Annotated in this window: 19 protein-coding genes; 12 read left to right on the top strand and 7 right to left on the bottom strand. The window is 71.1% G+C overall.

Going from position 1 to position 19,445, the window contains the following annotated elements; translation table 11 throughout:
- Genes ABZ815_RS20770 through ABZ815_RS20750 form a run of 5 tightly spaced genes read right to left on the bottom strand, consistent with a single transcriptional unit; the run spans position 1 to position 5,940 of the window.
- Positions 1–1,515, bottom strand: a complete 1,515-nt coding sequence (locus ABZ815_RS20770) for a serine hydrolase domain-containing protein (RefSeq protein WP_357700135.1) — start codon at positions 1,513–1,515, stop codon at positions 1–3.
- Positions 1,499–2,704, bottom strand: coding sequence for a pyridoxal-phosphate dependent enzyme (locus ABZ815_RS20765; protein WP_357700133.1), 1,206 nt, complete (start codon positions 2,702–2,704; stop codon positions 1,499–1,501). The genes ABZ815_RS20770 and ABZ815_RS20765 overlap by 17 nt, the downstream gene beginning before the upstream one ends.
- A 1-nt stretch (position 2,705) precedes the next feature.
- Entirely contained in the window at positions 2,706–3,524 is an 819-nt protein-coding gene (locus ABZ815_RS20760; protein ID WP_357700131.1) for a CoA ester lyase, read from the bottom strand.
- A complete protein-coding gene (locus tag ABZ815_RS20755; protein WP_357700129.1) occupies positions 3,521–4,501 on the bottom strand; it encodes a MaoC family dehydratase in 981 nt (326 codons plus the stop codon). Before ABZ815_RS20755 ends, ABZ815_RS20760 begins: the two co-directional genes overlap by 4 nt.
- Entirely contained in the window at positions 4,498–5,940 is a 1,443-nt protein-coding gene (locus ABZ815_RS20750; protein WP_357700127.1) for a leucyl aminopeptidase family protein, read from the bottom strand. The genes ABZ815_RS20755 and ABZ815_RS20750 overlap by 4 nt, the downstream gene beginning before the upstream one ends.
- Positions 5,941–6,127: 187 nt before the next feature.
- Between ABZ815_RS20750 and ABZ815_RS20745 the strand changes: the two genes are divergently transcribed.
- The 10 genes from ABZ815_RS20745 (at position 6,128) to ABZ815_RS20700 (ending at position 14,966) form a co-directional block, all read left to right on the top strand.
- On the top strand, positions 6,128–7,255 hold the full coding sequence (locus ABZ815_RS20745; protein ID WP_357700125.1) for a M20/M25/M40 family metallo-hydrolase: 1,128 nt from the start codon (positions 6,128–6,130) through the stop codon (positions 7,253–7,255).
- Between the two features lie 14 nt (positions 7,256–7,269).
- Positions 7,270–8,034, top strand: coding sequence for a GNAT family N-acetyltransferase (locus tag ABZ815_RS20740; protein WP_357700123.1), 765 nt, complete (start codon positions 7,270–7,272; stop codon positions 8,032–8,034).
- A complete protein-coding gene (locus ABZ815_RS20735) occupies positions 8,031–9,350 on the top strand; it encodes a M20/M25/M40 family metallo-hydrolase (RefSeq protein WP_357700121.1) in 1,320 nt (439 codons plus the stop codon). The genes ABZ815_RS20740 and ABZ815_RS20735 overlap by 4 nt, the downstream gene beginning before the upstream one ends.
- On the top strand, positions 9,347–9,499 hold the full coding sequence (locus tag ABZ815_RS20730) for a hypothetical protein (protein ID WP_357700119.1): 153 nt from the start codon (positions 9,347–9,349) through the stop codon (positions 9,497–9,499). The genes ABZ815_RS20735 and ABZ815_RS20730 overlap by 4 nt, the downstream gene beginning before the upstream one ends.
- Positions 9,500–9,607: 108 nt before the next feature.
- The gene (locus ABZ815_RS20725) at positions 9,608–9,823 is read left to right on the top strand and encodes a hypothetical protein (protein WP_357700118.1); all 216 of its coding nucleotides are present in this window, start codon (positions 9,608–9,610) and stop codon (positions 9,821–9,823) included.
- A gap of 141 nt (positions 9,824–9,964) precedes the next feature.
- Positions 9,965–10,825, top strand: a complete 861-nt coding sequence (locus ABZ815_RS20720; protein WP_357700116.1) for an ABC transporter permease — start codon at positions 9,965–9,967, stop codon at positions 10,823–10,825.
- A 31-nt stretch (positions 10,826–10,856) separates the two neighbouring features.
- On the top strand, positions 10,857–11,891 hold the full coding sequence (locus tag ABZ815_RS20715) for an ABC transporter substrate-binding protein (RefSeq protein WP_357700114.1): 1,035 nt from the start codon (positions 10,857–10,859) through the stop codon (positions 11,889–11,891).
- A complete protein-coding gene (locus ABZ815_RS20710) occupies positions 11,875–12,666 on the top strand; it encodes an ABC transporter ATP-binding protein (protein ID WP_357700112.1) in 792 nt (263 codons plus the stop codon). The genes ABZ815_RS20715 and ABZ815_RS20710 overlap by 17 nt, the downstream gene beginning before the upstream one ends.
- A 22-nt stretch (positions 12,667–12,688) precedes the next feature.
- Positions 12,689–13,558, top strand: coding sequence for a TauD/TfdA family dioxygenase (locus ABZ815_RS20705; protein WP_357700110.1), 870 nt, complete (start codon positions 12,689–12,691; stop codon positions 13,556–13,558).
- Between the two features lie 748 nt (positions 13,559–14,306).
- The gene (locus ABZ815_RS20700; RefSeq protein ID WP_357700108.1) at positions 14,307–14,966 is read left to right on the top strand and encodes an integrase core domain-containing protein; all 660 of its coding nucleotides are present in this window, start codon (positions 14,307–14,309) and stop codon (positions 14,964–14,966) included.
- Between the two features lie 197 nt (positions 14,967–15,163).
- On the opposite strand, the gene ABZ815_RS20695 is transcribed toward ABZ815_RS20700, so the two are convergent.
- A complete protein-coding gene (locus ABZ815_RS20695; protein WP_357700106.1) occupies positions 15,164–15,490 on the bottom strand; it encodes a hypothetical protein in 327 nt (108 codons plus the stop codon).
- Between the two features lie 14 nt (positions 15,491–15,504).
- Between ABZ815_RS20695 and ABZ815_RS20690 the strand changes: the two genes are divergently transcribed.
- On the top strand, positions 15,505–16,224 hold the full coding sequence (locus ABZ815_RS20690) for a DUF4429 domain-containing protein (RefSeq protein ID WP_357700104.1): 720 nt from the start codon (positions 15,505–15,507) through the stop codon (positions 16,222–16,224).
- 450 nt (positions 16,225–16,674) lie between these two features.
- The gene (locus ABZ815_RS20685; RefSeq protein WP_357700102.1) at positions 16,675–17,292 is read left to right on the top strand and encodes a hypothetical protein; all 618 of its coding nucleotides are present in this window, start codon (positions 16,675–16,677) and stop codon (positions 17,290–17,292) included.
- A gap of 175 nt (positions 17,293–17,467) precedes the next feature.
- Here the strand turns inward: ABZ815_RS20685 and ABZ815_RS20680 are convergent, their stop codons facing one another.
- Positions 17,468–19,024, bottom strand: coding sequence for a glycoside hydrolase family 88 protein (locus ABZ815_RS20680; RefSeq protein WP_357700100.1), 1,557 nt, complete (start codon positions 19,022–19,024; stop codon positions 17,468–17,470).
- Positions 19,025–19,445: the final 421 nt, after the last annotated feature.

Raw genomic sequence — 19,445 nt, 5'->3', positions numbered from 1 at the left:
TCAGTCCTCGGTCCGGGTCAGGGGGATGTTGGCGTACGCCGGGCCGGCGTCGCCGACCGTCAGCACCTCGCCGGTCGCGGACAGGTAGCGTCCCGGGCCGGCGGCGGTGAGCTGCAGGGTGATCGGGTCGTCGAGGGAGCCTCCACTGGGCAGGTCGATCACGGCGTGGTCCCCGTCCTGCCGCAGGCGGTACGGCGCCATCGGCACCTCCCCGACCCGGGATTCGTAGTCGCCGGCCAGGCCGGGTTCGAGCGTCGACGGGCCGAGCTCGGGCACGGCGGTCCGGTACCGCACATCGCCGGTGACGGCGTCGAGCTGGTAACGGACGTGCCCGGCCGCGTCGCGCAGGAACACGGACCGGCCGTCGACGCCGTGAAGTTCGCCGTCGCGGGCGACGATGTCCCGGATGTCGCCAAGGCGCCCGACGTACCGGCCGGCCGCGTCCTGCGGGTAAGGCGAAACCGCCGCCGGGGGTGGGGTGGCCTGCGAGCCGTGGCCGTCCGCGAGCCGCCGGACGATGTCGGCCGCCAGCTCGTTCTGCAGGTCGTGGTCCACGGAGTTGGTGAGCACCGCACCGCCGATGCCGAGGTCCGGCAGCCAGAACACCTGGCAGAGGAAGCCGAAGCCGGCCCCGCCGTGGTGCAGCACCCGGACCCCGGGCGCCCAGCGGTCGACGTAGAGCCCCAGCCCGTACCCCTGGGTCTGCTCCTCGGTCAGCCTCGGGAAGTCCAGGTGTTGCCGGGCCAACTCGGGCCGTAGGACGCCGTCGCCCTCGCGCAACTGGAATCGCAGGTAGCGCAGTACATCCGCCACGCTGGTGTAGAGACCGCCCGACGGCACCATCGGCACTCGCCGGGGCACGTCGCGACCCGCGCGGGCGAACGTACGGGAGTGCCCGAGCGTCCGGTCCTCCTCGCCGTCGAAGGCGCCGAAGTCGAACGTCGACCGGGTGAGACCGAGCGGCTCGAACAGCCGCCCGCGCATGAACTCGGCGAAGGTCTCCCCCGCCGCAGTGGCCACCACCTGGCCGGCGAGGTCGATCCCGAGGTTGGAGTACTCGTGGTGGTGGCCGACGGGGAACCGCAGCCAGGTCTCGGAGATGCTGGCGAGGTGCTCCTCGAACGTGGCGTCGCCGACCTCGTAGTTGGACCCGACCGGCGCCTCGTGGGTGAAGCCGGCGGTGTGGGTCAGCAGGTGGCGCAGGGTGATCCGGCGTTCGGGCCGCTCCTCGAAGTCGCTGTGTACGGTGAAGTCCGGCAGGTGGCGCAGGATCGGCTGGTCGAGGTCGACCAGGCCCTCCTGCACGGCCAGCAGCACGCCGGTCGCGGTGACCAGCTTCGACGTCGACTGGACGCTGAACATGGTGCGGACGCCGATGCCGCTGCCGAATCCCTCGGCCCACAGGACGCCGTCGGCATCACACAACCCTACGGCGACCCCCGGAATCCCCCGCGACCTCGCTTCGCGGGGAACGGCTTCGGAGAGGTACGCGATGAGCTCATCGACCCGTGACATGACCCGCCCCTTCTTCGGTACGACCCCGCGCCGTCGACGATCCGGCCAGGACCGCCTCGTATCCGGCCGGATCGGTGACCCCTTCGGTGTCGAAGAGGACGAGCGTGGATCTGGGCCGCAGCAGCGAACCCGCCCGCGAGTCGAGCCGCAGCCGCCGGAGACCGGCCAGACCGGCCGCGCCGCTCTCGCTGGTCGCGACGCCGAGCGCGGCGAGGTCGCGGACGGCCGCGGCCACCTCGAGGTCGGAGACCCGGGTGGCGGCACGGACGCCCCGCTGCAGCGCCGGCCATGCCACCAGCGACACCTCGCCGCAGTTGAGCCCCGCCATCGTGGACTCGTGCGGTCCCGGCACCGTCACCCGTTCCCGGGCCGCCAGGGACTGCCACAGGCAGTCGGCCGCAGCCGGCTCGGCGGTGACGACGCTGCACGACCCGCTCGCGAGGCTGCGGACCGCGGCCGAGGCGAACGCGCCCACACCCACCGGGACGAGCGCCAAGTCAATCGACGCGTCCGAGCCGAGCGCCGCGGCGAGCTGGCGCCGGGTCTCGGCGAAGATCGTCGAGTAACCGGCGGCCACGGCCTCGGGGATCCGGGTGTACCCGGGCCACGACGTGTCCGAGACGAGCAGCTCGTGCCGGCCGTCGGACCGGTCCCGCTCCGCGCTCTCGGCCGACCGGCGAACGGCGTCGTCGTACGATCCGGCGACCACCTCGACCTCGGCGCCCTCACCGCGGATCGCATCGACGCGTGCCTCGGCCATGTCCGCGGGCACGAAGATCCGGCTGTTCAGGCCCAGCCGGCGCGCCAGGTACGCGACGGCGCGGCCGTGGTTGCCGTCCGTGGCGGTCGACAGGACGATCGAGGCGCGCAGGGCGCCGGCCGCCTCGGCGAGCGCGTCGAACGTCGGGAAGGGCACGCGGCCGATGTGACCGGCGATCGCCACGCTGACGGCCCAGCTCGCACCGACGACCTTGAACGACGGCAGGCCGAGGCGCTCGACCTCGTGCTTGACGAGCACGTGCGCGACGCCGACCTGGTCGGCGATCGCCGGCGCCGGCACCAGCGCGGACTCGGCGAATCCCGGGATCGATCGGTGAAAGTGCTCGATCGCGTCCGGAGGGCGTTCCGCCCAGCCGTCGAGGGCCGACCACGCCGGATTCCACAGGACGTTACTCTCGAAGTGCGCCATCTCAGTCCCCAGTTCCCCTTTTCTCATCGATGGCCGAGCCAGCCACAATCCGGCGCGCGCGCTCGACGACCGGGGCGTCGACCATGACGCCCCCGACGGCGACCGCACCCTGCCCGGCCGCCGCGATCACCTCGCGCGCCCAGGACACCTCCTCCGGCGATGGCGCGAAGGCGGCCCGGATCGCGCCGGCCTGGACCGGATGGACTGCGAGCTTGCCCGCGTAGCCCTCGCGGCGCGCTCGCCCGGCGTCGGCGAACGTGGCGTCGTAGTCCCGCAGCGCCATGGTCACCCCGTCCACCGGCGCGGGCTTCCCAGCCGCGCGGGACTCCAGAGCCAGCCGGCTCCGGACCTGCCTGACGACGTCGGACTCCTGCTCGCAGCCGAGATCGAGGGCGAGGTCGACAGTGCCCAGCATGAGCCGCTCCACCCGCTCGACGGCGAGCATCTCGGCGACTCGCCCGACGCCGACGGCGGACTCGACGAGGGCCGCCGACGGCACCGGGAGCAGGTCGCACACGCGTTGCAGGTCCGCCGCCGACTCGGCCTTGGGCACGACCACGCCCCGCAGGCCCGCACAGCCGACCAGCGCGCGCAGATCGTCCGCGTGCCACGGTGATCCTGCCGGGTTCACCCGTACCCAGGCGGATCCGCCGGCGGCGAGCCAGCCCGCGACGTGGTCCCGGGCCGCCGGCTTGGCAGTCAGCGCCACGGCGTCCTCCAGATCGCAGATGATCTGGTCGGCGGCGCTCGCGGCCTTCGCGAAGCGCTCAGGGCGGTCGCCCGGGACGAAGAGCCAGGCCGGGCCTCGTACGGTGCTCATGCGACCAGCGCCGCGAAGGTCCAGTCGAGGACGGCTCCGCGACCGGCCACCGACGTCTGGGTGTTGAGCACGGCGATCGCGGTGCCGTCCCGGTAGGGCGTGACGCCCCGCACCGTGACGCGGCTGCGCACCGTGTCGCCTTCGAAGACGGGCGCGACGTGATCGCATGCGAACCACTCGGTCACGATCACCAGCCCCGGGACCATCCGGCAGGTCTGGCTGAGCGCGAGCCCGATCGTGTGCCCGCCGTAGACGAGCCGACGGCCGCCGGCGGCCTCCGCGTCGTGGTGCACCGCCGCGATGTTGACGGTGAGCCGCGCCAGTTCCGGCGCGCTCGAGACGACGTCGCCGGCCGCCAAGTCGAAGGTGTCGCCAGCCGCAGGCGGACCGCCGGGCGAGGGCGCCAGCGGCTTGAGCGACCACTGCGCGAGCCAGTCGGGGGCCGTCGCCACGTCCGGCACGGACGGTGCGGTGAAAAGGCCGTCGACGTGGGGGCCCGCCTCCGGGGCCGGTCCGGACCCGTCGCGGCAGGGCAGCAGCGCGCACCGGTCGAAAGCGAGGATGACACGTCCGGTCTGGTCCCGGGTCACGATGCTCAGCACCGCCTTGCCGCGCTCGGGCCGGTCGGGCCGGGACCGGACCCGGCGGAGAGCGACGACCTCGGTCGAGGTGACGAGGGTGTCGCCGAGGTACGGCGTCGCCCGCGGCCGCAGTCCCCGGTAGAAGAGATTCGCCACCACCTGGCGGGTCACGACGCTCGACTGGCCGACGGCCACGTCCCAGACCACGCCGGGATACGCGAGGCCGGGACGTCCGGTGACCCGCTCGGCGAGCGTCTCGTCGAGGCAGAGCCGGAGCCGGTCGCCGAGGATCGCCCGGTGCTGGGCATGGAGCCCGGCATCCAGCGTGACGGCCGGCGCGGTGAAGGTGTCGCCGACGGCGAGATCGTCGAACCAGGGACCGTCCACGACGCTCATGCGTCCTCCTCCAGTGCCGGCACGCCGGCGGTCAGGTAGCGGGTGAGCAGACGCACCCCGCGGCCGTTGGCGCCTGCGGCCCACCGGGCGTCGGCGGCCGGGCGCATCACCGTGAGCCCGAGGTCGAGGTGCGCCCACGGCACGCCGGACGCGAACGGCTCCAGGTACAGCGCCGCGGTGATGGCGCCGTACGGCTGGGGCGCGTCCGGGTCGAAGTTCCGGGTGTCCGCCACGTCGGAGGCGAGGGTGGCCCGGTAGGGCTCCCACATCGGCATCGCCCACCCGGGCTCACCGGCCGCGCCGCCGGCGGCCAGCACCCGCGCCAGCAGGGCGTCGTCGGTGCCGAAACCGGCCCACATGTCGGGGCCGAGGCCGGTGACCGAGGTCAGCGTCGCCAGGTCGACGATCGCGGCAGGGCCGGCCTCCACGGCGTACGCCATGGCGTCCGCGACCACGAGCCGTCCCTCGCAGTCGGCGTTGGTCACCTCGACGGTCCGGCCACCGCGATGGCGCAGGACGTCCCCGATCCGGACCGCGTACGGGCCCGGCATGTTCTCGGCACACGGCAGATAGGCCCGTACCGGCGCGTCGGAGCCCAGGCGGGCCAGCGCGACGAAGGCGCCGAGAACGGCGGCGGCGCCGGCCATGTCCGCCTTCATGGTGAGCATGCCCCGGGTGGGCTTGAGCGACAGGCCGCCCGCGTCGAAGGTGATGCCCTTGCCGACGAGCGCCGTGTGCGGGCCGTCGCCTCCGCGTCGCAGCTCGATCAGGCACGGCGGATGCACACTTCCCCGGCCCACGCCGGCGATGCCGCCGAATTGCTCGCGCTCCAGCGTCGCGGCGTCGTGTACGCGTACCTCGAACCCGAGCGCCTCGCCGAGTTCCTGGCACACGGTCGCCAGCCGCGCCGGGACGAGTTGGCCGGGCGGCGTGTTGATCAGATCCCGAGCGAGGTTGGCGGCCGCGCCGAGCGCGACCCCTTCCCGTACGGCATGCTCCGGTCCCCCGTGCCGACGCGGACCGGGGTCGAGCCGGGCGAGCAGGTCGGCGACGGTCCAGTCGGGGCGGTATCGGTACGTGCCGAGGGTCCAGCCCTCCGCCGCGGCGACCGCGCAATCCGGGTCGGCCGCCCAGCACCCGATCGCGTCGAGCACCGCCGGCGCGGATCCGCAGTGCCGGGCCGCCGCCATCGCGGCCGCCCGCACGTGGTCGAACGCCAGACCCGGCCGGGGATCACCGACGGTCACGTAGACGAGGTCGGGGCCGTCGAGTATGGGGACCCGGGCCACGTCGCCGGGCTCGGCCGGGCCGAGGCGAGCCCCGATCGCGTGCACGTCAACATCAACGCCGGCCTCCGCGAGGAAGCCGGCCACCGGGGCCGGCACCGCCCCATCGGTCCCGACCGGCACGACGACCACGTCCGCCACCCGTTCCGTCACCTGGTCCTCCTGAACACGCGGGCCACCCGCTGCGCCCCGTCTCGTTCGAGCAAGCTAACCGGCGGCGCCGGCCGCCGTCGGTGTCGAACACCCAACCTCGGGACCGCCTTTCATGTCGGGCCACAAGAGTCGCCACCGCACCCGATGAAACGTTGACGGCGCCGTCCAAAGCGCCGGAGGAAAACCCATGAACGCACCGTCCGTCAGCTCCCGCTCCCGGGTCGCCGGCGTCGTCGCGGCGTCGGTCCGGATGATCCGCTGCGAGTCACCCTCCACCGACCTCGCCGCGGTCGCCCGCAGCGCCGACTGCGTCGCGCGGGTCGGCGAAGAGATCCTGGGCCGCCCCGCCGAGCCGATCGTCACCGCCGGCCGCACCCACCTGCGCTGGCGGTGGGGAAAGGAACCACCTCGCGTGCTCGTGCTGGGCCACCACGACACCGTCTGGCCGCTGGGCACGATCGACACGATCCCCTGCACGGCCGGCGACCGGATCCGCGGGCCCGGGTGCCTGGACATGAAGGTGGGCCTCGCCCTCGCCTTCCACGCCATCGCCGCGCTCGACGACCCATCCGGGGTCACCCTGCTGGTCACCGGCGACGAGGAGCTCGGCTCTCCGACCTCCCGCGAGCTGATCGAGGATGAGGCCAGGGGCTGCGCTGCGGCCCTGGTACTGGAGGCCGGCGACGACTCCGGCGCCCTGAAGACCGAGCGCAAGGGCCGTGCCCACTACGAGCTGACCTTCGCCGGACGCGCGGCCCACGCCGGCCTGGAACCGCACCTGGGCGCGAACGCGCTGATCACACTGGGCGCCGCCGTCGGCGCCGTCGCCGCGCTGGCCGACGACGCGGCGGGGACCAGCGTGACGCCGACGATGGCTTCCGCCGGTACGGCCGTCAACACGGTGCCGGACCGGGCCACGCTGACGATCGACGTTCGCGCCCGGACCGCCGAGGAGCTGCGGCGGGTCGACACCGCGATCCGCGGCCTGGCGCCGGCGAACGGTGACGTCACCATCGAGATGGAGGGTGGCATCGACCGTCCGCCGCTCGATGCCACGATGACGGCCGGGCTGTTCGAGCGGGCCCGCGCCGTGGCGGATCGGCTGGGCATCGGCCCGCTCGCCGGCGTCGCGGTCGGCGGCGGATCGGACGGCAACCTCACGGCCGCTGCCGGGGTGCCGACCCTGGACGGCCTGGGCGCGGTGGGCGGCGGGGCGCACGCCCGCCACGAGTGGGTCGACGTGGCTCGGCTCGGCGACCGTCTCGCCCTGCTGACCGGGCTGCTCGCCGACCTTCTCGGCGAGGCCGGGCGATGACGCCGGAGCACGGAGTGTCAGTCCGCGAGGCGGCCGGGCTCGCCGACCTCGAGGCGATCGCCGCCCTCTTCAACCGGGTCTGGGACGGCGCGCCCGACTCCAGCCAGATCACCGTCGCGTTGCTGCGCGCCTTCAGCATGACCGGCAACTACGTCGCCGTCGCATTCGTCGGGGAGCATCTGGCCGGCGCCGCGGTCGGGTTCCTCGCGCCGCACAACGGATCCCTGCACAGCCACATCACCGGGGTCGAGGCGAAGTACCGCGCCCAGCAGATCGGCTACCTGCTCAAGTGCCACCAGCGCGACTGGGCGCTGGGCCGCGGCATCGGCTCGATCACCTGGACGTTCGACCCCCTGGTCCGTCGCAACGCGTACTTCAACCTGGTCAAGCTCGGCGCCCGGGCGACGGACTACCTGCCCGACTGCTACGGCCCGATGCACGACGGGCTCAACCGCGGCGAGGCCAGCGACCGGCTGTTCGTCGAGTGGGACCTGCTCTCCCCCGCCGCCGTCGGGCCGCCCGAGGGCGACCATCGGCCGCTGATCATGGTCCGCGACGACGCGCTGCGGGTGGTGCCGTGGACCGGCGGGCCCGCCTTCGTCCCGGTCCCCGAGGACATCGAACGGGTCCGGGTCGAGAACCCCCTCCTCGCGCGGGCCTGGCGTGCCCACGTACGGGACGTGCTGGCCGGGGCCCTGGCCGACGGCGCCGAGATCGCCGCCTTCGACCGGCGGCACGGCTACCTGATCACCTACCCAGCCAAGACAGGAGAACGATGAAAGACCACCCGGACGTCGTGACGATCTGCTCCGACCTCATCGCGATCGACACCAGCAACTACGGCAAGGCGGGCAGCAAGGGCGAACTGGCCGCGGCCGAGTACGTCGCCAGTCTCCTGCGCGGGGCGGGATACGACCCCGAAATCATCGAGTCCGCGCCGACCCGGGCCAACGTCGTTCTCCGGGTCCCCGGCGCCGACCGGTTGCTGCCCGGCCTGCTCGTCCACGGGCATCTCGACGTCGTCCCCGCCGAGCCGGAGCGGTGGACGGTGGCGCCGTTCGAGGGCCGGGTGGCGGACGGGTACGTGTGGGGCCGCGGCGCCACCGACATGAAGGATACGGTCGCGATGATGCTCGCCACCCTGCTGCGGTGGGCGGCCGACGCGACCGGACCACGACGCGACGTGGTCTTCGCCTTCGTCGCGGACGAGGAGGAGGACGGCGCCCTCGGCGCCGAGTGGCTGGTACGCAACCGACCCGAGCTCTTCGCCGGGGTCACCACCGCCGTCGGCGAGTCGGGTGGGCGGCCCGTGCCGGTACGGGCGCCCGACGGGACGGTACGGCGGTTCTACCCGATCGCTGTCGCCGAGCGCGGCTCCCTCCACATGCGCGTCCGCGCGACCGGTACGGAGGGCCACGGGTCACGCCCGAACCCGGACAACCCCGTCGCCCGCCTGGTGACCGGCCTGGCCCGGATCTCGGCGCACCGGTGGCCGCTGGTGCTGACGCCACCGGTGCGCCGGCTGCTCGACACCGCCGTGCGGACCCTCGGCCTCGACGCCGACCTCTCCTCCGACGAGGGCGTCGAGGCCGTCCTCGACCGGATCGGGCCGCTGCGCGAGTACGTCGAGCCGTCGCTGCGCTGCTCGACGAACGTCACCGTGCTCGACGCGGGCTACAAGTTCAACGTGGTACCAGGCGAGGCGCACGCCGAGATCGACGTACGCTCGCTGCCCGGCACCGAGGACGAACAGCTCGCCATCATCGACGAGTTGCTGGGACCGTCCATCACCCGGTCATTCCTGTCCTACCGCCCCGCGATCGGGGCCGGCTGGGACAACGCCTGGTACGACGCGATGGCCGCGTCGGTCCTGCGCCACGACCCGGACGGCGTGATCGTCCCGTTCTGCATGGGCGGTGGCACCGATGCCAAGCCGTTCGCCGAACTGGGGCTGGCGGGCTTCGGCTTCGCCCCGCTCGGTGAGGACCCCGACGGCCGCACACCAGCCGGCATGCACGGCGTCGACGAACGCGTGCCGATCGCGTCCCTGCGCAGCGGCCTCGACGTGCTGGACGACTTCCTGCGCACGGTATGACCCGCTACGGCGCCGCGAACGCCCTGCCGTGGGACCGGTTGCATCGCCGCCTGACCCGCCGGGCCGCCTGGCTGGACCACGGCGACCCGCCCGTGCTGGAAGGCACGCTGATCCGGCTCACGGTGCGGCACCTGCCCCGGCGACCGTGACCCGAAACCGTTGTGGCTGCGGTCGTCCCGCACCGGCGTCTGTCCGTCTCATGGGGACAACCTCTGGCAGGCGTTCCTGCGCAGGTTCGACCTTTCGTGTCGGGGCCGGTGAGGCCGAGCAGAACCCGGAGCGGCGGGGAACCCGCGGCTGGTGATTTCGCCGGGGCGCTGCGGCGGGTCCGCTCCTACAGCCTGCCGCGCGAGCACCGGCGTCTCCGGGAGTTCGGGCAGTCATCGTTCATCGGCCAGATCCTCATCGTGAAGCGCGAGGCCCTGCCGGAGCGGGCCACGGTCGTGCTCGTGCGTGAGCCGATCGGGTTCTGAGCGCGCAAGCCGTCCGGGTGCACCCGGATGTCCCCGACGCCCGGCTACATATATCCGATATAGCTAGTAGGAAATGTTGACTTTAGGTGAGCGTCGCCGTAGTTTCGTGGTCATGAGCCCCCCGACCAGGCGTCCGAGGCGGTGACCTCGCCCACCTCGACGGCCGCCCCCTCGACCGCCGTTCCCGACGGCGGACCGGCGTCCGTCACCCGGCGATGGCGGCCGGCGACCCGCAGGACCATGGTGCGCGTGCTCGCCGGGGCCGCGCTCCTCGGCCTGTGGCAGCTCGCCGCGGCCGCGGCGGCCAATCCCTCCTTCATCCCCTCTCCCGGTGCCGTGTGGGAGCAGTTCCTGCGGTTGTCCACGACGCACGACGGCATTCGCGGTTACAGCGGCAGCCTGCTCGTCGAGCACTTGGGCATCAGCCTGCGGCGCATCCTCATCGGATCCGCGATCGGTGTAGCCGGCGGGCTCGTCGTGGGCGTCGTGCTCGGCACCGTGCCGTGGATCCGCGTCGTGGCCGAGCCGGTGGTCACCTTCGTGCGGGCGCTGCCGCCGCTGGCGTACTTCAGCCTGCTCATCATCTGGTTCGGCATCGACGAGACGCCCAAGCTGTGGCTGCTGGCGATCGCGGCGCTGCCACCGGTCGCGGTGGCCACCGCCACCGCCGTGCACGGCGCGCCGTCCCACCTGGTCGAGGCGGCCAGGGCACTGGGCGCCTCGCGGCGGGACGTCATCCGGGACGTGGTGCTGCCCAACGCGCTGCCGGAGATCTTCACCGGCGTCCGCCTGGCCGTCGGCATCGCGTACTCGTCCGTGGTCGCCGCTGAGACGGTCAACGGCGTGCCCGGCATCGGCGGCATGGTCCGGGACGCCCAGCGTTACCTGCAGACCGACGTCGTGGTGCTGGGGCTGCTGGCCATCGGACTGTCAGGCCTGCTCATCGACGGTCTGCTGCGGGTCGCGGAGAAACGGCTCATCCCCTGGCGGGGCCGCTCGTGACCCGCCGCACGTCCCTCGTGAGGAAGCCGCCATGCGTCTGAGATTCCTGCTGTCTTTCGTGTTGATCGCGGTCCTGGCCGCCTGCGGTGATGGCACCGCGTCCCGGGGAGGCGGTGGCGGCGCGGCGGCCAACCGCATCCGCCTCGCCTACCAGGCCTTCCCCAGCGGCGACCTCATCGTCAAGAACAAGAGGTGGCTGGAGGAGGCGCTGCCCGGTTACCAGATCCAGTGGACGAAGTTCGACTCGGGCGCCAGCATCAACACCGCCTTCGTGGCCGGCAGCGTGGACATCGCCGCCATCGGCTCCAGCCCGGTGGCCCGCGGGCTGTCGGCCCCGCTGAACATCCCGTACCAGGTGGCGTTCGTGCTCGACGTGGCAGGTGACAACGAGGCCCTGGTCGTCAGGAACGACAGCGGCGTGTCGGCGATCGAGGGCCTGCGCGGCAAGAAGGTCGCCACGTCGTTCGCCTCGACCTCCCATTACAGCCTGCTGGCCGCGCTCGGCCAGGCGGGCGTGCGCGAGTCGGAGCTGACCATCGTCGACCTCGAACCGCAGGACATCCTTGCCTCCTGGACGCGCGGCGACATCGACGCCGCCTACACCTGGCTGCCCACCCTGAAGGAGCTGAAGAAGAACGGCAAGGTCCTGATCGCCAGCCGGGAACTGGCCACGGCCGGCAAGCCCACGCTTGACCTCGGGGTGGTGTCCACCGCGTTCCTCAAGGCGCATCCAGACGCGGTGGACGCCTGGCGCAAGGCCGAGGCGAGGGCCCTGCAGCTCATCGCCGACAACCGCGCCGAGGCCGCCGCCGCCGTCGCCGCCGAGCTCAATCTCACCAAGGAGGACGCCGAGGACCAGCTCACCCAGGGCGTCTTCCTCAAGCCCGCCGACCTGGCCTCCCCCGAGTGGCTCGGTACCCCCGAGCGGCCCGGCGCCCTGGCCGAGAACCTCGTCAGCGCCGCGCAGTTCCTCAAGGACCAGCAGAAGATCGAAGCCGTACCCGACCTGGCGACCGTGCGGAACGCCGTCTACAACAAGGGGCTGCCCGATGTCCTCACCCCTTGAGGCCGGCACGCAGACCGCCGTCCACGTGAAGGATGTCGTGCACGTGTACGGGACGGGCACGGACATCGTGACCGCGCTCGGCCCGATCTCGCTCGACGTCCCCCGCGGCTCGTTCCTCGTGATCGTCGGAGCGTCCGGCTGCGGCAAAAGCACGCTGCTGCGCCTGATCGCCGGCTTCGAGCGGCCCAGCGGCGGCGTCGTCCGTACCGCCGGAGCCGCGCCGGTGCCCGGCACCGGCGCCGGGATCGTGTTCCAGCAGCCCCGGCTGTTCCCCTGGAAGAGCGTGGGCGGCAACGTGGAGCTGGCCCTGCGCTACGCGGGCGTCCCCCGCGAGGAGCGCGCCCGCCGGGTGCCAGAGCTCCTGGAACGGGTCGGCCTGCACGACGTGGCCCGCCGCCGGACCTGGCAGCTGTCCGGCGGTCAGCAGCAGCGCGTGGCCATCGCCAGGGCGCTGGCGGGCGACGATCCGCTGCTGCTGCTCGACGAGCCGTTCGCGGCCCTGGACGCGCTCACCCGCGAGCGGCTGCAGGAGGACCTGCGCCGGGTCAGCGAGCAGACGGGCCGCACCTCCGTGTTCGTCACCCACAGCGTCGAAGAGGCCGTCTTCCTCGGCAGCCGCGTCGTCGTGCTGACCAGCAGGCCCGGCCAGATCGCCCTCGACCTCGACATCCCCCTGCCCCGCACCGGCCTGGAGCCCGACGAACTCCGCGCCCTCCCCGAGTACACGGCCCTGCGTGCCACCGTCAGCCACGCCGTCCGCGAGGCCGCCGGATGACCACCACAGAACAGGAGCGCACATGTCCACACCCCTGGCCGCCACGCTCACCCTGCGCCCGCTCGGACCGCACTTCGGCGCCCGGATAGAAGGGCTCGACCTGGCGACCGCCGACGACGAGGAGCTGGCCGCGGTACGAGCCGCCCTCGTCGAGTGGAAGGCACTGTTCTTCTCCGGCCAGAGCCTCGACGAGGACGGCCAGGTCGCCCTGGGCCGCCGCCTCGGCGAGTTGACCGCCTCCCACCCCGTCGTCGGCGGCGTGGACGAGACGCACCCGGAGATCTACGAGCTCGACAGCACCGACAACGGCTTCGCCGACGTCTGGCACACCGACGTCACCTTCATGCCGCGCCCGCCGCTCGGCTCGATCCTGCGCGCCGTGGTGCTGCCGCCCACCGGCGGGGACACGAGCTGGGCCGACAGCCAGCTCGCCTACGACTCACTGGCCGCACCCGTACGGGAACTGGCCGACCAGCTCACCGCGGTGCACGACGGCAACCGCGAGTTCGGCTACTACCTGGCCCAGCGGCGCGGCGGCAAGGGCAGCGTCTGGGAGGGCGAGGTCGTCACCCGGCTGGACCCGGTGGAGCACCCCGTCGTCCGCGTCCACCCCGAGACCGGGCGCAAGGGCCTCTTCGTCAACCCCGGCTTCACCTCGCACGTCGTCGGCGTCTCCGAGGCTGAGAGCCGTCACATCCTCGACCTGCTCTACACCCACCTGACGAAGCCGGAGCACATCATCCGCCACCGCTGGCGCCTCGGCGACGTGGCCATGTGGGACAACCGCAGCACCGCCCACTACGCCAACCGCGACTACGGCACCGCCCGCCGGGTCATGCACCGCATCACGCTGCGTGGCGACCGGCCGTTCGGACCGTCGTCCCCCCGCTGAAGGGAACGGCCCGTCCCTGCCTGCCGGAGGCGGTGGACGGGCCGTCCTCGCCGCTGGGTGTCAGTACTCCATTCACGGTCGTGAGCTGCGGGTTTGTCTCGGCTTCCTGGTCGGAGCAGTGGCCTGGGTCAGGCATGCTCCAGGCTCGTGACGCCCCGTCTCTTCTCCATGATCTTCTGCCGCAGAATGGGTTGGCTGACGCTGCTGGCCCGTAGCGACGCGTCCAAGAACATGGAGATCCTCGTCCTGCGGCACGAAGTCACCGTGCTGCGCCGCCAGGTCCACCGTCCAAGGCCGTCATGGGCGGACCGAGCAGTGCTGTCCGCGCTGGCCCGACGACTGCCGGCGGTCCTGCGTGCCCACCGGTTGGTCACACCAGGGACGCTGCTGCGCCGGCACCAGCACCTGATCGAACGTCACTGGACCTACCCGCACCGGAAAACAGGACGGCCAGCGACCGATCCGGCGGTCGTGGCGTTGATCCAGCAGTCGGCGCGGGAGAATCCTCGCTGGGCTTACGAGCGCATCCGAGGCGAACTGCGGCATCCGGGCCATCAGCTGAGCAGTACGACGATCCGCCGGGTACTGAAACGGCGCGCCCGGGTCCGGCGCCGCGACGTGCCGATGACCGCCGGCGTGACTTCCTCCGCACCCACGCCGCCAATGACTTCTTCACGGTGGACACCGTCACGCCGCGCCGGTTGTACGTCTTCTTCGTGGTGGAGGTCGGCACCCGATTCGGAACGGCATGGTCTTCACCACCCGGCTGGCCGGCGGACGCGGCGGCCGCAACGCCTTCGAACACGACCTGCGCCGCCTGCACGTCCGCCAGAAAAACAGCGCCCCCAACCACCCCACCACCTGCGGCAAGGTCGAACGCTTCCAGCAAACCATGAAGAACTGGCTACACGCCCAGCCCTGCCAACCAGCCACCCTCGCCGACCTGCGAACGCTACTCGACCGCTTCACCCACGCCTACAACCACCACCGCCCGCACCGGTCCCTGCCACACCGCGCCACCCCGGCCGCGACCTACGCCGCCTCGCCCAAGGCCCTGCCCGACGGCAGCCGCGACGCCGACACCCACGCACGCGTACGCCACGACCGCATCGCCCCCTCCGGCGTGGTCACCCTGCGCGTCAACGGCCGACTGCACCACATCGGCATCGGACGAACCCACGCCCGAACCCACGTCATCCTCCTGATCGACGACCTGCACATCCGCGTCGCCAACGCCGTCACCGGAGAACTCCTACGCGAGCTGATCCTCGACCCCGCCCGCGACTACCAGCCCCAGGCAAACCCGAACAAGACGAAACCCCCGAACCCGCAGGTTCGAGGGTTTCCGATGTCCCGAGACATCACATTGCGCGCCCTGCAGGATTCGAACCTGCGACCGTCGGATTAGAAGCCGCGCGGTGCCGCTTGATGGCAGTTCATGCCGCCTCAGCGCGCTTTGCATGTCGGGCAATGCCGGGTTCTGACGGCACGTTACGGGGCGCACGAGCACGCACCGAGCACGCCCGCGACCATCCTGCCGACCACGACAGGCCATCGTCTCTCACATCAGGTCGAAAATTTGGCAGACAGCCTCGGCTGCAGCCTTCACAGACCACTCATATGCGGCTTGAACTGCATGGATGGAGTTTTTCGGCAGCCGCAGAACCGATCATCTCGGCGGCCGACATGGGAGGGGGGGCCGTGCGTCATCATGCTGCGGTCACGGTCGACCGCCATGGAGACCCTCACCGGCGAATGCCGTTGCCCGAAGCGCCGCGACCGGGACAGGTCGACCGCTTCCTGCTCCTCCAGAGTGCGCCGGCAGAAGTCGCCGTAGTCGTCGTCGCCGAACGTGGCGGCCGGCGACGTGCGCAGACCCGGCCGACTCGTCGCGGTGGTCGCCCGTCTGCGTAGCCGCCAGTGTTCGGGCACCTATCCTTGCTTGCATGGGTGACGTACTGAAGGGGCGAGGTTGCGCGTGGGAGTTCGAGGACGGTGGGCTGCGCATTACGCCTGAGCCGGGTAAGGCGTCGAAACTGAGCATGGAGCTCGGAGAGCGGTTCGTGCCGTACGACGCGCTGGCCGATGTCATGCTGGAGCCTGGTGCACGCGGCAGGGTGGTGTTGCGGGTGGTTCCCCGGGAGGGAGCCGATCCGGTCATGTCCGCGGCAACGGGGCAGCTCCAGGAGTCGCTCGATCCGTACCGGCTGGTGCTGCCCGCCGCCACGAAGACACTGGCCGACCAGTATGCCAACGAGGTGCGCGCGGCCCTGTCCCAGCGCGGTCCGGCTGAGCGGTTCCTGATCGCCGGTCCTTCGGTGCCGCGTCGTTTCAAGGCATGGGACGGTGAGGCCGCCTTCGACGGGCAGGCTGTCACCTTCACCTGGTTCGCGTCCGGAGCTTCCCCGGCCAAGTACACGGCAGGTGACCGGCGTTACCCGATCACCGAGATCGAGGGCGTCGAGTGGAATGCACTGGAGGACGCTCGCGGGTCATTGCGGCTGCGCATCCGTGGGCACCAGGCCCTCTCCAATCCCAACAACGATCCCGCCTCCGTGGTGTTCGGCATTGGCTGGGGAGCCACGCATCACTCCCTGCCCTTCGCCGCCGCCGTGCTGGCCGCCGTACAAGCTCCCATGATCGAACAGGTCGCGGCGGAAGGCTGAACCGCTGTCCCGTATGTGACTTTGTGCGCGCTGGTGCCTTGGAACTCAAGGCACCCGACGGCACGCTTTCGTCCGGGAAGAACCCGCACCATCAGCACGGCATCCGCTCGGAAATACGGTTTCGTACTGTGAGCTGGAGTTTTGCTGCATTTTTCGTGGGCTGAGCTGTGATTAAGCGGCGTGGTGGTATTCGCTCATCACGCCTGCGACGACGAGCCTTCGGCGGATGGATCGCAGGCCATTGGCTGTGAAAACGTCCCGAAGGGCGACGGTGAAGAGCGGGGCCCGATCGTGGATCAAGAATCGTAGCCTGGCGATGCGCTCCCCAGATCCATGACCAAGTTGCGGGCCTGCTGCACCGTCCACGCCCCAGTCGGATGCGCGGTCACCCCTGTCCGGTGCCAGAACTGATTGCAGCGGGTCTGACCTGGTCTTCTAGGCTTGCCTCTCGTGCTGTTTCGCCTTCTGTATCTGCTGGCGGTCAGGGTGTTCGGCTGGCTGGTGCCGCTCGCACGGGGCAGCGCCTCCAAAGAGGTGGAGATCTTGGTGTTGTGGCATGAGATCGCGGTGCTGCGTCGCCAGGTCCCCCAGCCCAGGCCGGACTGGGCCGATCGGGCGCTGCTGGCCGCGCCGGCAAGACTGTTACCCGCTCGTCTTCGACCGCATCGCAGCGTAACGCCCGGCACGTTGCTGGCCTGGCATCGCAGGCTGGTCAAGAAGAAGTGGACCTACCCCGCCAAACAGGGCCGGCCCCCGATCACTGAAGAGATCCGCGATCTGATCGTCCGATTGGCTCGGGAGAGCCTGCACGTGTTGTTCGTCATGGAGATCGAAACACGGCGCGTGCACATCCTCGGTGCCACGGCAAATCCAACCGGCGCCTGGACGGCGCAGCAGGCACGCAATCTGCTGATGGGACTGGGCGAGCGAGCCGACAGGTTCCGGTTCCCGATCCGGGACAGGGACGGCAAGTCCGGCAGAGCATTCGACGAGGTGCTCATCGGCGCGGACGTGCGCGTCCTGAAGATTCCGCCGCGCTCGCCACGGGCGAACGCGTTCGCCGAGTGATCGACATGACCGCCCGAATCCACCATCGAAGGACTGTCACCGGACTGATCAGCGAGTACCACAGAGCAGCCTGACCGCCTTGCAGATGCCCAGCTCAGCAACAGCATCGGCGTTTTGGCACCGCACAGGCGCTCGAAAGCTACTCAGAGCCGATCCGTTGCGGATCGACGCGTCCTCAGCGGCGCACCTGTTCGTTCATGATGAGGAACGCGCCCAGCCCGTGGAAGTCGTTGACCGGCCTGGCCCGGCCGAAGTAATAGCTCAGGGAGTCGCTCGCGTTGGTCCCCTCGCTGATGTCCGCGATGTTGGTCCGGCCGTCGCCGCCCACCGACAGCGTGGCCAGCACACCCTGGTATCCGCGGTCGGCGTTGACCTGGTAGGAGGCGTCCACGTACCCGCGTTCGACCGACTTGGAGATCGTGTACGTGTACATCGCCGAGCAGGACGTCTCGGTCCAGTTGGCGGCGTTCGACGGCTCGGTGACCACCTGCCACCAGCGGCCGGTCGCCGGATCCTGCCAGCGAGCGTAGGCGGGGACCAGGTCGCGCAGGATGCCGACGAGCGCCGCCCGGCGCGGATGGGTGGCCGGGACGAGGTCCAGCACGTCGACGACGGCCATGCCGAACCAGCCCATCGCCCGGCACCAGGAGACGCCGTTCGTGTTGCCGATCGACGGTTTGACCCACGGCGCGGTCAGGCCGCCGGGCTCGTCGTAGGCGTGGTACAGCAGTCCGGCCGCCGTCCCGTCCGTTCGACGCAGGTGACTCCAGTACACCTCGAGCTGCCTGGCCGGTTCCGCGCCGGTGAAGGAGTCGGCCTCGACCCAGGATCCGTATCTGGCCAGGAACGGGTCGACCATGTACACGCCGTCGCCCCAGAGCTGTCCCTGACGTGAGTCGGAGGTCGAGTGCCACCAGCCGCCGTCGGAGGTGCGCGGGTAGGTGTTCAACCTGGTTCTGATCTTGGCGGCGGCGGTCCGGTAACGGGCCTGGCCGGTCTCCCGGTACAGGGCCAGCAGGACGTTGCCCGCCTGCATGCTGTCCAGATTGTTGAAGCTCTGGGAGATGCCGCCGGAGGCGTCCACGAACCGGTCGGCCCAGTCCTTGATGTAGCTCAGGTAGCGAGGTTCGCCGGTGCGCCGCCACACCAGGTATTGGGCCCAAAGGTACAGGCCGCGGGTGTAGCTCCAGCCGCCCAGCGTGCCCGGCGTGTACCTGGCCATGGTCGAGTCGACCACGGCGCGGGACCAGTCAATGGTCGGGGCGTCGTCGTCCACTGTCAGCGAGTCGAGGTTCGGCCCGCCCGCTGCGGTGGCGGCGGCGGCCCGTACAGTGTTCGTGCCGGCGTCGAGCGAGGCCCGGACGGTCACGGTCCGCCAAGTCGTCCAGGCGCCGGTGCCGGGAAACGACTGGGACACGGCGACGCCGTTGACCGTGATGGTCATCGACCGGTCGGTGGTCGTGCCGTTGGCGAAGCGGAAGACCAGGGCATGCGCCCCACTCTCCACGGCATTGACCTGGAACTCCACGGACGAGCCCACGGCGTTGTCGTAGTTGACGAACCCGGTCCCGGTGTACCCGGCATGGTCGGAGTCGACCGTCCCTTGTGAGATCGTCGCGTCCTCCGCCTCGTACAGGGTGGCGGTGAGGGCCACGGCCGCGGGGACGGGCGGGATGAGCAGTAATCCTGTCGCGACGAGAGCGACCGCACGATGTCGGTTTCTGAGCGGCATGATCTTGTCCTCCTGTCGAACGGCGGCGGGCACAGGTCCGATCTCATGCCTGCTTCACCCATACATCTCCGGCAAATATCTGTCCACATCCGTTTGCACATCGGATGTATCGCGGCGCCCCTCGCCACGAGAGTTAGGAAACTTTCCTAAAATTGGATCGTTCCAAGATCGTTTATCTGTTGACGCGTGTGACTCCTTGTGGGAACACGATGAAGAGCCGCTAACCCCCCAGGAGCCACCCGATGAACCTGTGGAAGTCCCGGTTGTGCGTCCTCGCGCTGGTCGCGGGCATGCTGGCCGTACCCGCCGGCCCCGCCGGCGCCGCGCCCACCCGGTACGAGGCCGAGAACGCGACGATCTCACAAGGGGCCGTCGAGTCCAACCACACCGGGTACTCCGGCAGCGGCTTCGTGAACGGCGA

Origin of the sequence: Nonomuraea sp. NPDC047529 (genome assembly GCF_040642995.1) — a bacterium.
Lineage (GTDB): Bacteria > Actinomycetota > Actinomycetes > Streptosporangiales > Streptosporangiaceae > Nonomuraea.
This window is presented reverse-complemented; position numbering and strand designations above follow the sequence as displayed.

Excerpts from the sequence above, each read along its gene's own strand:
- ABZ815_RS20770 (WP_357700135.1), bottom strand. The coding sequence starts at position 1,515 with ATGTCACGGGTCGATGAGCTCATCGCGTACCTCTCCGAAGCCGTTCCC.
- ABZ815_RS20765 (WP_357700133.1), bottom strand. The coding sequence starts at position 2,704 with ATGGCGCACTTCGAGAGTAACGTCCTGTGGAATCCGGCGTGGTCGGCC.
- ABZ815_RS20760 (WP_357700131.1), bottom strand. The coding sequence starts at position 3,524 with ATGAGCACCGTACGAGGCCCGGCCTGGCTCTTCGTCCCGGGCGACCGC.
- ABZ815_RS20755 (WP_357700129.1), bottom strand. The coding sequence starts at position 4,501 with ATGAGCGTCGTGGACGGTCCCTGGTTCGACGATCTCGCCGTCGGCGAC.
- ABZ815_RS20745 (WP_357700125.1), top strand. The coding sequence starts at position 6,128 with ATGAACGCACCGTCCGTCAGCTCCCGCTCCCGGGTCGCCGGCGTCGTC.
- ABZ815_RS20735 (WP_357700121.1), top strand. The coding sequence starts at position 8,031 with ATGAAAGACCACCCGGACGTCGTGACGATCTGCTCCGACCTCATCGCG.
- ABZ815_RS20730 (WP_357700119.1), top strand. The coding sequence starts at position 9,347 with ATGACCCGCTACGGCGCCGCGAACGCCCTGCCGTGGGACCGGTTGCAT.
- ABZ815_RS20715 (WP_357700114.1), top strand. The coding sequence starts at position 10,857 with ATGCGTCTGAGATTCCTGCTGTCTTTCGTGTTGATCGCGGTCCTGGCC.
- ABZ815_RS20710 (WP_357700112.1), top strand. The coding sequence starts at position 11,875 with ATGTCCTCACCCCTTGAGGCCGGCACGCAGACCGCCGTCCACGTGAAG.
- ABZ815_RS20705 (WP_357700110.1), top strand. The coding sequence starts at position 12,689 with ATGTCCACACCCCTGGCCGCCACGCTCACCCTGCGCCCGCTCGGACCG.
- ABZ815_RS20700 (WP_357700108.1), top strand. The coding sequence starts at position 14,307 with ATGGTCTTCACCACCCGGCTGGCCGGCGGACGCGGCGGCCGCAACGCC.
- ABZ815_RS20690 (WP_357700104.1), top strand. The coding sequence starts at position 15,505 with ATGGGTGACGTACTGAAGGGGCGAGGTTGCGCGTGGGAGTTCGAGGAC.
- ABZ815_RS20680 (WP_357700100.1), bottom strand. The coding sequence starts at position 19,024 with ATGCCGCTCAGAAACCGACATCGTGCGGTCGCTCTCGTCGCGACAGGA.